At 54.2% G+C, this 11,457-nt stretch carries 12 protein-coding genes; 6 read left to right on the forward strand and 6 right to left on the reverse strand.

The window, feature by feature from the left end:
• From btuC to selO, 6 genes are all read left to right on the forward strand, one after another.
• A partial coding sequence (gene btuC, locus FDW94_RS15160) for a vitamin B12 ABC transporter permease BtuC (RefSeq protein WP_170974245.1) occupies window positions 1-971 on the forward strand: 971 nt, incomplete at its 5' end.
• Between the two features lie 60 nt (window positions 972-1,031).
• Window positions 1,032-1,583: a glutathione peroxidase gene (locus tag FDW94_RS15165; RefSeq protein WP_003832585.1), complete on the forward strand. Its 552-nt coding sequence runs from the start codon at window positions 1,032-1,034 to the stop codon at window positions 1,581-1,583.
• Window positions 1,583-2,332, forward strand: a complete 750-nt coding sequence (btuD, locus tag FDW94_RS15170; protein WP_003030567.1) for a vitamin B12 ABC transporter ATP-binding protein BtuD — start codon at window positions 1,583-1,585, stop codon at window positions 2,330-2,332. The genes FDW94_RS15165 and btuD overlap by 1 nt, the downstream gene beginning before the upstream one ends.
• Window positions 2,333-2,409: 77 nt before the next feature.
• The gene (locus FDW94_RS15175; RefSeq protein ID WP_003832591.1) at window positions 2,410-2,874 is read left to right on the forward strand and encodes an NlpC/P60 family protein; all 465 of its coding nucleotides are present in this window, start codon (window positions 2,410-2,412) and stop codon (window positions 2,872-2,874) included.
• Between the two features lie 318 nt (window positions 2,875-3,192).
• Window positions 3,193-3,906, forward strand: coding sequence for an EAL domain-containing protein (locus FDW94_RS15180; protein ID WP_048235505.1), 714 nt, complete (start codon window positions 3,193-3,195; stop codon window positions 3,904-3,906).
• Window positions 3,907-3,967: 61 nt separating this feature from the next.
• Window positions 3,968-5,410, forward strand: a complete 1,443-nt coding sequence (gene selO / locus FDW94_RS15185; RefSeq protein WP_137377828.1) for a protein adenylyltransferase SelO — start codon at window positions 3,968-3,970, stop codon at window positions 5,408-5,410.
• Here selO and FDW94_RS15190 read toward each other — a convergent pair.
• The 6 genes from FDW94_RS15190 to hemP all read right to left on the reverse strand — a co-directional run bounded on the left by FDW94_RS15190 (window position 5,407) and on the right by hemP (window position 11,313).
• The gene (locus tag FDW94_RS15190) at window positions 5,407-6,186 is read right to left on the reverse strand and encodes a heme ABC transporter ATP-binding protein (protein WP_137377829.1); all 780 of its coding nucleotides are present in this window, start codon (window positions 6,184-6,186) and stop codon (window positions 5,407-5,409) included. The genes selO and FDW94_RS15190 overlap by 4 nt on opposite strands.
• Window positions 6,179-7,171, reverse strand: a complete 993-nt coding sequence (locus FDW94_RS15195) for an iron ABC transporter permease (RefSeq protein WP_057066981.1) — start codon at window positions 7,169-7,171, stop codon at window positions 6,179-6,181. Before FDW94_RS15195 ends, FDW94_RS15190 begins: the two co-directional genes overlap by 8 nt.
• Window positions 7,171-7,992, reverse strand: coding sequence for a hemin ABC transporter substrate-binding protein (locus tag FDW94_RS15200; RefSeq protein ID WP_057066982.1), 822 nt, complete (start codon window positions 7,990-7,992; stop codon window positions 7,171-7,173). The genes FDW94_RS15195 and FDW94_RS15200 overlap by 1 nt, the downstream gene beginning before the upstream one ends.
• The gene (gene chuS, locus FDW94_RS15205) at window positions 7,989-9,020 is read right to left on the reverse strand and encodes a hematinate-forming heme oxygenase ChuS (protein WP_048226740.1); all 1,032 of its coding nucleotides are present in this window, start codon (window positions 9,018-9,020) and stop codon (window positions 7,989-7,991) included. The genes FDW94_RS15200 and chuS overlap by 4 nt, the downstream gene beginning before the upstream one ends.
• Window positions 9,021-9,067: 47 nt before the next feature.
• On the reverse strand, window positions 9,068-11,050 hold the full coding sequence (locus FDW94_RS15210) for a TonB-dependent hemoglobin/transferrin/lactoferrin family receptor (protein ID WP_137377830.1): 1,983 nt from the start codon (window positions 11,048-11,050) through the stop codon (window positions 9,068-9,070).
• Between the two features lie 74 nt (window positions 11,051-11,124).
• A complete protein-coding gene (hemP, locus tag FDW94_RS15215) occupies window positions 11,125-11,313 on the reverse strand; it encodes a hemin uptake protein HemP (protein ID WP_032943171.1) in 189 nt (62 codons plus the stop codon).
• Window positions 11,314-11,457: the final 144 nt, after the last annotated feature.

Raw genomic sequence — 11,457 nt, forward strand, 5'->3', positions numbered from 1 at the left:
TCGCCCATCAACAACAGCGTCGAAACGTGCGCTGGATACTGTCACTGTCAGTACTGATGCTACTGGCAACGATTCTAAGCTTGTGCGCAGGAGAACAATGGATCGCTCCCGGCGACTGGTTCAGCGCCCGCGGCGATCTGTTCGTCTGGCAAATTCGACTTCCCCGTACCCTTGCCGTTTTGCTGGTAGGCGCTGCATTGGCCTTATCTGGCGCAGTGATGCAAGCTCTGTTTGAAAACCCGCTCGCAGAGCCTGGATTACTGGGCGTATCTAACGGCGCGGGAGTCGGGCTTATCGCGGCGGTGCTGCTGGGGCAGGGGCAACTCCCTGGCTGGGCGTTGGGCCTTTGCGCCATTGCCGGAGCGCTGATTATCACGCTTATTCTGCTACGTTTCGCCCGTCGACATCTGTCTACCAGCCGCCTGCTGCTGGCGGGGGTGGCGCTGGGGATTATCTGTAGCGCGCTGATGACATGGGCTATCTACTTCTCTACCTCGTTTGATTTACGTCAGCTGATGTACTGGATGATGGGGGGCTTCGGTGGCGTAGACTGGCATCAGGCCTGGCTCATGGTGGCGTTGATTCCGGTGCTAGTGTGGATCTGCTGTCAGTCGCAGCCGATGAATATGCTGGCGTTAGGAGAGACTTCTGCACGTCAGTTGGGACTGCCATTATGGTTCTGGCGCAACCTGCTGGTGGTTGCCACAGGCTGGATGGTTGGCGTGAGCGTGGCTCTGGCAGGGGCGATTGGTTTTATTGGGCTTGTGATCCCGCATATTTTGAGACTGTGTGGCCTCACCGATCACCGTGTTTTACTGCCAGGTTGTGCGTTGGCTGGCGCAATCGCATTATTGTTTGCTGATGTTGTCGCGCGTTTGGTGCTGGCCTCGGCTGAGTTACCTATCGGCGTGGTAACGGCCACCATGGGCGCACCGGTATTTATCTGGCTATTGTTAAAAGCCGCGCGCTAGAACGCGTTGGTACGGTCTATGATTAAAAACTGAAAATCCACCTGTTGTTCTGGAGATGCTATGCAAAACACTATCCTCGATACAGAAGTGACGACCATCGACGGCGAGGTTACCTCACTGCAGCCGTATTCCGGGAATGTGCTGTTAATCGTCAACGTTGCTTCAAAATGTGGACTGACGCCGCAGTACGAGCAACTGGAAAATCTGCAGAAAGCCTGGCACCAACAGGGCTTCAGCGTTCTTGGTTTCCCTTGCAATCAGTTTCTGGGCCAGGAGCCGGGCAGCGAAGAGGAAATAAAAACGTACTGCAGTACCACATGGGGCGTAACTTTCCCGATGTTCAGCAAAATCGACGTCAACGGCGAGGGACGCCATCCGCTGTATCAGAAGCTGATTGATGCCGCGCCAACGGCCGTTGCGCCTGCGGACAGTGGGTTCTACGAGCGAATGGCGAGCAAAGGTCGTGCGCCGCTCTACCCGGACGATATCCTGTGGAATTTCGAGAAGTTTTTAGTGGGTCGCGATGGAAAAGTGCTGCAACGATTCTCACCGGATATGACGCCTGAGGATCCCATCCTGGTGCAAACCATCAAGCAGGCGCTGGCAAACTAATGTCTCGATTGATGCAGCTACAGGACGTCGCGGAATCGACCCGTCTCGGCCCGCTTTCTGGTGAGATCAAAGCAGGAGAGATCTTGCATTTAGTGGGACCAAACGGTGCCGGAAAAAGTACGCTGTTGGCGCGTATGGCGGGTCTGACAAACGGAGAGGGCAGTATCACTTTTGGTGATATGCCGTTGGAGGAATGGCCGGCCGCCAGGCTGGCGCAATATCGCGCCTATCTCGCGCAACAGCAAAATCCGCCGTTTGCGATGCCGGTCTGGCATTTTCTGACGCTGCATCAACCTGACAAAGCACGCACCGATCTGTTACAGGAGGTCGCCGATGCGCTCGGCCTGGGAGATAAACTGGGGCGCGGCGTGAACCAACTCTCCGGCGGTGAGTGGCAGCGTGTGCGCCTGGCTGCGGTTATCCTACAGATTTGCCCACAAGCGAATCCATTAGGTCAGCTTTTACTGCTGGATGAGCCGATGAACAGTCTGGACGTGGCGCAACAAAACGCACTGGACCGACTGTTGAGTCAGCTGTGTTTGCAGGGCATAGCGATTGTGATGAGTAGCCACGACCTTAATCACACCTTACGCCATGCGCATAAAGCCTGGCTACTCAAACGCGGGAAACTGCTTGCCAGTGGTTCACGAGATGCGGTACTGACGCCGGCCAATCTGTCTGCGGCCTATGGCGTCAACTTCCGTCGTTTGGATATTGAAGGGCACAGAATGCTCATATCAACCACTTAAGTGAAATGGGTTCTTGAAAATCATATAATTTCCACGCTAAATTGGCATAAAAATAAAATTCAGAGGATTCGTACTGAATGCGCTTTTGGCTCCTTTTCATCACAGCATTGTTTTTGGCGGGCTGCAGCAGCCATCGTGCGCCTGCGCCAAATGCCCGCTTGTCGGATTCTATTGCCGTTATCGCCGGTCTTAATGATCAGCTACAAACCTGGCATGGCACACCCTATCGTTATGGCGGTATGAGTCGTAGTGGGGTGGATTGTTCTGGATTTGTTTTGATGACGATGCGCGATAAATTCGACCTGCAACTTCCGCGCGATACGCGTACGCAATCAAAGATTGGTACCGAAATTGATAAAGACGATTTGCTGCCCGGCGATCTGGTTTTCTTTAAAACCGGGTCTGGGGAAAGCGGTCTGCATGTTGGTATTTACGATACCAATAATCAATTTATTCATGCTTCAACCAGCCGTGGCGTGATGCGCTCGTCTCTGGATAACGTTTACTGGCGTAAAAACTTTTGGCAGGCGCGACGTATTTAATCCCCCGCAACTCCGAGGCTGCCATCGAGTGCGCAGCCTCAACATCACCATTTGAAAGTTAACTTTTATTTCTGCTTTTGGTTAGACAATACCCCTGAACATTAAGAGCGTATCTTGCTAAAAATATGATTTATTCCGAGATATTAAAAAGTGCAAAGCTGGATATTCGCTTATAATCAGGATAAGCTAAAAAAAAGGATTCGATTTACCGGCTAAAAAGGGAAAAATGAAAGGGCCTCTACTTGCATCAGCAGTAACGTATTTCTCCATCCTTTGCTACAGGATGCCGGATAACACCCATGCAGCGGGGCTGGCACGATGATTGTTTCACTGGATAATCTTTACCATTCTGAGTTCTCTTTTCTTCCTGCGAGAAGCGAAAAAGGCGATCTTGAATTCGTCGATATCATCACCAGTTTCGCCAGTGCGCATGGGGATGTGCGTATACCCACCGAGCTGGTCCTACCTCGGATGTCAGACGACGAACAATGTCGTTTATTTGTAGAAAAACTAGAATTAATCGAAACGTGCCAACATTTTTTTATTCAGCGAAAAGTATCCGCCTGGATTAATTTAACGCCAGCAGTTGCTAATACTTTATTATCAGATACTGAATTTGCTTCACAAGTTGAACGATTTTCATTTCTGGAGCTGACTATTAATGAAAGCTATCCGGAGTTAAACAAAGGTAAAGATAATCCAATATTGGCCGCACTTGCTGCGCGATTTCCATTAGTCCTGACAAACTATGGTTCTGGCGGTATATCAACCCGGGCAATTTTTGACGGCCTGTTCAAACGCGTCGTGCTGGATAAAAACTTTGTTCAACAAAGGATTGCACATATTTCGTTTGAACCGTTTATGCGGGCTATTCTGGCGCAACTATCGCCCAGCTGTGAATCAATAATCATTAGCGGAATTGATACACAAGAGATGCTGGAGCGCGTCTTGCCTGTGGGATTTAGTGCCATGCAGGGAGGATTGTGGCCTGCGGTGCCTCCTGCGCAGATAATTTCGCTCGCTAAGATATAACCCTTTTATTTGCTGGTGTTTAACAGCCTATTAACAGTCTACACTAGAGGCAGGAGGCCCTATGACCCTGTCTTTTACCACTCGCTGGCGTGATGAACTACCAGCAACCTATACCGCGCTTTCACCCACCCCTCTGAAAAACGCGCACCTTATCTGGCATAACGATGCGCTGGCGGAGAAATTAGCCATTCCTGCGGCGCTATTTGATATTCCGACTGGTGCAGGCGTTTGGGGAGGCGAATCGTTGCTTCCCGGGATGTCGCCTTTAGCCCAGGTTTATAGTGGGCATCAGTTCGGCGTCTGGGCTGGTCAGCTTGGCGACGGACGAGGGATCCTGCTGGGCGAACAACAGCTCGCGGATGGTTCAACGTTTGACTGGCACCTGAAAGGCGCCGGACTCACACCGTATTCCCGCATGGGTGATGGGCGTGCCGTACTGCGCTCGACCATTCGTGAAAGCCTGGCCAGTGAAGCGATGTACTACCTGGGAATACCGACCACGCGGGCATTGTCGATTGTCACCAGCGACACGCCGGTTTATCGCGAAACGGTCGAAGCAGGGGCGATGCTCATTCGCGTGGCGCAAAGCCATATGCGGTTTGGCCATTTTGAGCATTTTTACTATCGCCGAGAGCCGGAAAAAGTGCGCGAGTTGGCTGACTTTGCGATTCGCCATTACTGGCCGCAATGGCAGGAAGAAGCCGATAAGTATCAGCTGTGGTTTAACGATGTTGTCACGCGTACTGCGACGTTAATCGCTGACTGGCAGGCGGTAGGATTTGCGCATGGTGTTATGAACACGGACAACATGTCGATTCTGGGTCTGACGATGGATTACGGTCCATTCGGTTTTCTTGATGATTACGTGCCTGATTATATCTGCAACCACTCTGACAACCAGGGGCGATACAGTTTCGATAACCAACCGGCTGCCGCGTTGTGGAACCTGCAACGTCTGGCGCAAACCCTGTCGCCGTTTATCCAGGTCGAGGCGCTAAATGATGCGCTGGACAGTTACCAGCTGGCGCTGTTAACTCGCTATGGTCAGCGGATGCGGCAAAAGCTCGGCTTCTTTAGCGAGCAGAAAGACGATAACGAACTGCTTAGCGAACTGTTTAGCCTGATGGCGCGAGAAAGAAGCGACTATACGCGAACGTTTCGCATGCTCAGCGAAACGGAGCAGCACAGTGCGCAATCTCCGTTGCGCGATGAGTTTATCGACCGCGCAGCATTTGACGACTGGTTCACGCGGTATCGCTCGCGCCTTCAGCAAGACAATATTGCCGATGCAGTCAGACAAACACAGATGAAGGCGGTAAATCCGGCGATGGTATTACGTAACTGGCTGGCGCAACGGGCGATTAGCCAGGCAGAGCAGGGGGATTACGCCGAACTGCACCGGTTGCACCAGGCTTTGCGTACCCCGTTTGCCGATCGCGATGATGACTATGCCAGCCGTCCACCTGACTGGGGCAAACGGCTGGAAGTGAGTTGTTCAAGCTAAGGGGCCAGAAATACCTGCGGGGAGGCGTTGGCCGGATGCTGGCCAACGTGTACCTGAGCACCGTACCAGCGCTTCAGATCATCGGCCTGTAACACAGTTTCCGGTGTTCCCTGCGACACCAGCCTGCCGTTGTGCAGCAGCACTATTCTGTCTGCCCACAGTGCGGCGAGGTTCAGATCGTGAAGCACAATGCACACATGCAGCTCACCCGAAGCGGTTAGCGTTTTTAGCATGCGCAACAGATGCTGCTGGTGGTAAAGATCCAGCGCGGAGGTCGGTTCATCAAGGAATAACCAACCGCGAGGCGCACCGTCGTACCAGAGTTGCGCCAGCGCACGGGCTAACTGCACTCGCTGTTGCTCGCCGCCGGAAAGCGCGGCGTATTGCCGGCCTGCCAGAGGCGTACATCCGGTCATCTCCATTACCTGTGCAATAAGCTCAGGTTCCGGTCGTTGGGTCCAGGGCGCGCGACCCATCGCGATGACGGCCTCTACCGGCCAGTCAAATCCCAGTTGCGTTTGCTGACGCATTACCGCCCGGTGTCGCGACAGCATTTGGGTAGGCCACTCCTCCAGCGGTTTGCCCGCCAGCACGCAGCGCCCGGTAGCCGGTTTCAGAAAACCGGTCAGCAAGCGTAGCAGAGTGGATTTCCCCGCACCGTTTGGGCCGATGAGCGCCACCAGTTCACCTTTTGTAAGGGCGAGTGATACGTCGTCGATCACCGCTCTGCCAGCTACGTGATAGTGAAGCCCTTCAGCGATGAAATGTTCAGCCATGCGGTCCTCGCTGACGAAAAATAAGCCATAAAAACCACGGTGCGCCGAGAAGACTGGTCAACAGACCGACCGGCATCTCCGCAGGCGCAACCGCCGTACGGGCCAGTGTGTCTGCAATCAGCAATAAAAACGCGCCCGCCAGCACGGAACCCGGAATAACGGCCCGATGGTCTGAGCCGAGCCACATACGTATTAAATGTGGGATGACCAACCCGATAAAGCCAATCACGCCGCTTACCGCCACGGCTGAGGCAACCAGTAGTGCGCTACAAAGCAGCAAAATACGCTGGATTGTACGCACATCAACGCCGAGATAATGCGCCTCTTCCTCACCCAGTTGCAGAAGATTCAGCGCCGGAGCAAGTCGCCAGATGATCAGCACTGTCGGGATTGTCAGTGAAGTGACAGCCAACAGTGTGGACCACTGCGCGGCCCCCAGACTTCCCATTCCCCATAGCGACAGCTGGCGCAGTTGCGCATCATTACTGACCCACGACAAAACGCCAACCGCCGCCCCACAGAGCGCGTTAATGGCAATGCCGACCAGCAGCAGGCGTGAGAGTGAACCGTCGCGCTGTTGGCTAAGGATAAAAATCACTACGGTTGCCGCCAGCGCGCCGAAAAAAGCGGCCAGCATTGGAGCATACAACATCAGCAGCGCGGGCAAGGAGACAGGCAGCACCACCCACAGGGCCACAGCGCAGGCGGCGCCGCTGCTTATTCCCAGTAATCCAGGGTCGGCAAGCGGATTGCGAAACAGCCCCTGCATCACGCAGCCAGCGAGCGCCAGAGAGCCGCCAATCACCAGCGCCAGCAGGACGCGGGGCAGACGAATCGTGAGCCAGATTTGACGCAGTGCCTCATCGCCATCACGCCAGAGCAGACTTACCGGCAGGCGCAACGCGCCAAAACCGGTAGCCAGAACCGTCATTACAAGCAGCATCAATGCCAACATCCACAACGAACAGGTGATCCGCCGGGACATCAGGGCAATTGCTCCGCTTTAGCACGAAGCTGCAAAATAGCCTGTGGTGTGCGAATGCTGAAGCCCAACAGCGCCATGTCGTCAACCTGCAATACCTGTTTATTCCTTCCGGCAGGTGTTTGCGCAAGTCCTGGTAGCGCCCACAGGTTTGCCTCGCCACCCATCGCCTTAACACCTTCTTGTGAAATCACTACCAGATCGGGCTGGCTGGCAATGACGCCTTCTTGTGACAGCGGCTGATAGCGATTAACGCCCTGCATCGCGTTGCGTAGACCAGCGGCACGAATCGCCGCATCAGCTCCGGTTTGCTGGCCCGCCGCCATCGCGGTCATCCCACCATGATTGAGAATAAACAGCACACGTTTATTAAGTTCAGATGACGGGAGCGTCGCCAGTTCCTGACGTAACGTTGCGCGCAGCGTTTCGCCGTCGGCCTCCCGATGAGTAGCCTCGGCGATAACCCGAACTTTTTCATCAATCGCGTTAAGATCGTTGCTTGCTGGGATCGTGACAACCCTGACATTGCTCTGCTCGATCTGTTTTAACACCAGAGAAGGCTGCGCCTGTGCGCTGGCAAGGACCAGCGTAGGGCGTGTGGCAAGGATCCCTTCGGCGTTGAGCTGGCGCAAATAACCAACATCAGGTAACGCGGTTGCCGCAGCAGGCCATTGACTGGTGCTGTCTCTCGCCACAAGGGAGGGTTGTGCTCCCAGTGCGTATACGATCTCGGTGACATCGCCACCGAGGGCAACAACTCGTTCCTCGGGTGCAGCCAGTGCGGCGAAGGGCAGCAGCGCGATCAGGGCCAGCAGTTTTTTCATGCGGCCAGTCCTTTCGGCGTTAGCGCGTCAATCTGTGTGCGCCATTGCGTCTGTTCCGGCTCGCCTTCCGTACGTTGACCATACAGTTGTGCGATTTGCGTACCGTCGGCAGCAAACAGTTCCAGACTGGTGACGTGACCATCGGCGGTCGGTTTGCGCGTCACCCACGTTTCAGCCACGCTCTCTTCCAGCAGATGTAGGGTAAAGGTTGGGTTGAAGATGTTTAGCCAGCCTTTCATCGGTACCAGTTTTTCAATCACGCCGGTAAAAATCTGTACACAGCCGCGATTACCCACAAAAACCATAATTTCGTTGCCATCCTGACGCGCGGTGTCGAGTAACTGCGCCAGTGCACTATTAGAAACCTTACAGGCCAGATCGTCGCCCACCAGATTAAACGCCTGTTGGCGGGTGAGTTCATGGCGTTTCAGCAGACCGAAGAACTGGTGGACATCGGTCATCGCTCGCCACTCTTGATCAACGGTCTGCGCATCGACCGTGACGGCGGCAGGCGCGGAATTGTTGGCAGGTTGCAGTGCCAGCGGCGGGTTTTCTGCAAAGATGAAACGGGTCAGCAACGCTGCCCATTCCTCAACGAGGGTATTTTGCGTGGTATAGACCTTCAGCAGCGCATCTCCCTGATGGTCGAAGAACTGAATGCTCTGACGCTCACCATGGGCGGTTGTTTCGCTGATATGAAAGGTGCTGGCCCACTGATTCAGGAAAAGACGCAGATCGAGGGCGCGCGGATTGAGAACCAGTCCGGCATGACCGTTGAGGTGCTGATTGGTAAAAGCACCCACCTGCTCATGTACTGCGTATTCATTGCGGCAAATACATTTGGTTTCGCCAACTGCTTCCAGTGCGCTGAGAATTTCACGCACTTCGCCACGTAAGCGCCAGGCATCGTGACCGACGCGTGCAAAGGTCAGTTCGGCTTCGCTAATATTCATCAACCCCGCAATATCACGTGCGTATTTGCCAGGATTTTCTTTCTTCAGTTCCAGCCAGCGTGTGTAATGATTCATTGTCTCTTCCTTCCAGATTGCGGCCCCGGCGAACCGGGGAAAAGTGATTACCACTGATAACTCACGAAAATTTTGCCATTACGACCATCCTGCGGAATGCCTTGCGGCGACCAGTACTCTTTGTCGAAGGCGTTGCCCAGTACCAGCGTGGTGGTCATGCCTTTCAGCGCTTGTTGGCCCTGATAGCTGACGTAGAAATCGTTTACCGCATAGCCGGGCTGTTTAGCGTAGGTGCTGCTGATATGCGTTGAACGGTCAGCAAATGTCCCTATCCAGCCGACAGAGAAACCGCTGTGCGCAACTGGCACATTCAGTTTGCTGGTGACGGTGTCCGGGTTAATGCTTGAAATGTATTCGCCGGTGTCAGTATCTTTTCCGCGTGTGCGGTTATAGGCCATGTCGAGGCTGAACAGATCGGTGGAATATTTCGCCATCACATCCCAGCCCCAGATTTTGGCGTTGGGTACGTTATAGGACATGGTTGTCGCAGCGGCGAAATCGACGCTGGTGGAGATGTAATCTTTCGCTTTGGTGTCGAAATAGCTGGCTTTAAATTCGAGCGCGTCGCTCGCCATCAGAAGATCGTCAAAGCGCAGGCCAAATCCGTATTCCTGTGTTTCGTTGGTTTCCGGGCGCAGGTTAGGGTTCGGCACCCAGTAGTTGGTGTAAAAACGACCAATCGAGAAGTGTTTCGCATCATTATACATCTCGCCCATAGTCGGGGCACGGAAAGCCTGAGCGTATGAACCGAACAGCATCAGCCAGTCAGTTGGCGCAACCGTTAATCCGGCGCGGGACGACCATTTATCGGCATCGACATCTTCATAACCGTCGCTGCTGCCGCGATAAGAGTCATAACGGGTACCGCCCAGCAGCGTAACCGGTAGGTCGCGCAGGGTGATTTCATCCTGTAGCCAGCCGGAGCTGAAATCGATCTTAGCCTCCGGGAAGCCAGTTGTTGCTCCTCCCGGTTGTTGCTCCTGACGATAGTATTCACCGCCGTAGGTCAACAGGTGAGATGCAAAAGAGTCGGTAAACAGACGGCTGCGGTTGTCGATCTTCCCGCCTTTGGTGGTTTGCTTGCGAAATTCGCCAGTGTTATCTGCATTCTGAGCATTAATGCGCGCTTCGGACCAGTAGATACGGGCGTCAGCGTTCAGCCAGTCATTGTCCGCCGGAGCGAGCGAGTAGGTCAGTTGCGCATCACGCTGGATCGTTGAACGGTTGGTCATCGGATTGCTGGCATCCGCCGCGCTGGTCTGCGGGTTTTTAGGTTCCCGGGCGTCATTATTGTAGTAACGCAGCGAACCGGCCAGCGTCTGGGCGCTGTCAATTTTCCAGCTACCTTTCGCCAGCATATTGTTAATTGCTTCGTCATTCGGCGCAGTAGTACCGTCACTCTGGCGTAAATCACCGCGATCGCGGCTGGACCAGGCAAGCAGTCCGTCCAGCGTATCGGTACGGCCATACGTGCTGGCGCCCATGCCGAGACTGTGATCGCCGGTCGCCGCGGTACCGAACACGCGATAACCACTGTTTTTCCCGACGTCCAGTAGATCTTTGGCATCTGCAGTTTCATAGGCGATCACGCCGCCTAGCGCGCCGCTACCGTACAGTAGTGCGGAAGGGCCACGCACGACTTCGATGCGTTTGATAAGCGCCGGGTCGAGGAAGGTACTGTTCAGGTGTCCGGTGTCGGTTCCCTGACGAACGCCGTTAACCAGTACCAGAACTCCGCGTCGATCATAGCCGCGCAGATTCACGTCCTGGCCGTTGGTACGGCCCGTACCGTCAAGGGTCAGGCCTGGAACCTTACGTAACAGGTCGGCAGCCGAGCTGGCGGTTTGGTTTTCTGGGGCGGTGGCGTCAATGACGCTAACCATCATTGGCGCTTCAAAGGCGCTACGGGCATTGCCGGTGGCGGTAACGGTCATATCCTCGACCGCCGCATAGGCGACGGCGGGCAGGTTACTGATAATCGCCAGCGCCAACAGCGATGGGCGCAGGGAAGCGGTGTGCAGGTAAGGCATAGCAACTCTCCATTAGGAAATCGAAAAGCGCTGGCTGCCTGGGTATGACCTGGGTGGCTGGCGAAATGTGTTGTTTATTTAGTCAGAATGAGTTTTCCGGCTTGTGTCTGGCGCAGCAGGTAGTGCTGACCATCATGTTCTATGATCACGCGTCCTTCGTTACCAAGCAGGGTTTTACTGTCAATTCGTCGCTCGTTTGGCGCGACGGAAGGCGGTGTTTTGTCTTTTGCAGGCGTTGCCGTTGTGTTATCCATACGTGACATATTGTTTAAAAATAACAATCAATGTAACAATGATAATCATTATCATCAAACTACAAATTTGCGGCAAGCGTTTTTGTGAAATAATTGTGACGAGAACGTTTTTTGCGCAATAAGCAAGGGAAAAACAAGGGATTAGCGCCGGGC

It is taken from the genome of Citrobacter sp. wls757 (genome assembly GCF_005280935.1).
Taxonomy (GTDB): Bacteria; Pseudomonadota; Gammaproteobacteria; order Enterobacterales; family Enterobacteriaceae; genus Citrobacter; species Citrobacter portucalensis.

Coding starts and splice junctions, on each gene's coding strand:
- FDW94_RS15165 (WP_003832585.1), top strand. CDS start 1,032: ATGCAAAACACTATCCTCGATACAGAAGTGACGACCATCGACGGCGAG.
- btuD (WP_003030567.1), top strand. CDS start 1,583: ATGTCTCGATTGATGCAGCTACAGGACGTCGCGGAATCGACCCGTCTC.
- FDW94_RS15175 (WP_003832591.1), top strand. CDS start 2,410: ATGCGCTTTTGGCTCCTTTTCATCACAGCATTGTTTTTGGCGGGCTGC.
- FDW94_RS15180 (WP_048235505.1), top strand. CDS start 3,193: ATGATTGTTTCACTGGATAATCTTTACCATTCTGAGTTCTCTTTTCTT.
- selO (WP_137377828.1), top strand. CDS start 3,968: ATGACCCTGTCTTTTACCACTCGCTGGCGTGATGAACTACCAGCAACC.
- FDW94_RS15190 (WP_137377829.1), bottom strand. CDS start 6,186: ATGGCTGAACATTTCATCGCTGAAGGGCTTCACTATCACGTAGCTGGC.
- FDW94_RS15195 (WP_057066981.1), bottom strand. CDS start 7,171: ATGTCCCGGCGGATCACCTGTTCGTTGTGGATGTTGGCATTGATGCTG.
- FDW94_RS15200 (WP_057066982.1), bottom strand. CDS start 7,992: ATGAAAAAACTGCTGGCCCTGATCGCGCTGCTGCCCTTCGCCGCACTG.
- chuS (WP_048226740.1), bottom strand. CDS start 9,020: ATGAATCATTACACACGCTGGCTGGAACTGAAGAAAGAAAATCCTGGC.
- FDW94_RS15210 (WP_137377830.1), bottom strand. CDS start 11,050: ATGCCTTACCTGCACACCGCTTCCCTGCGCCCATCGCTGTTGGCGCTG.
- hemP (WP_032943171.1), bottom strand. CDS start 11,313: ATGTCACGTATGGATAACACAACGGCAACGCCTGCAAAAGACAAAACA.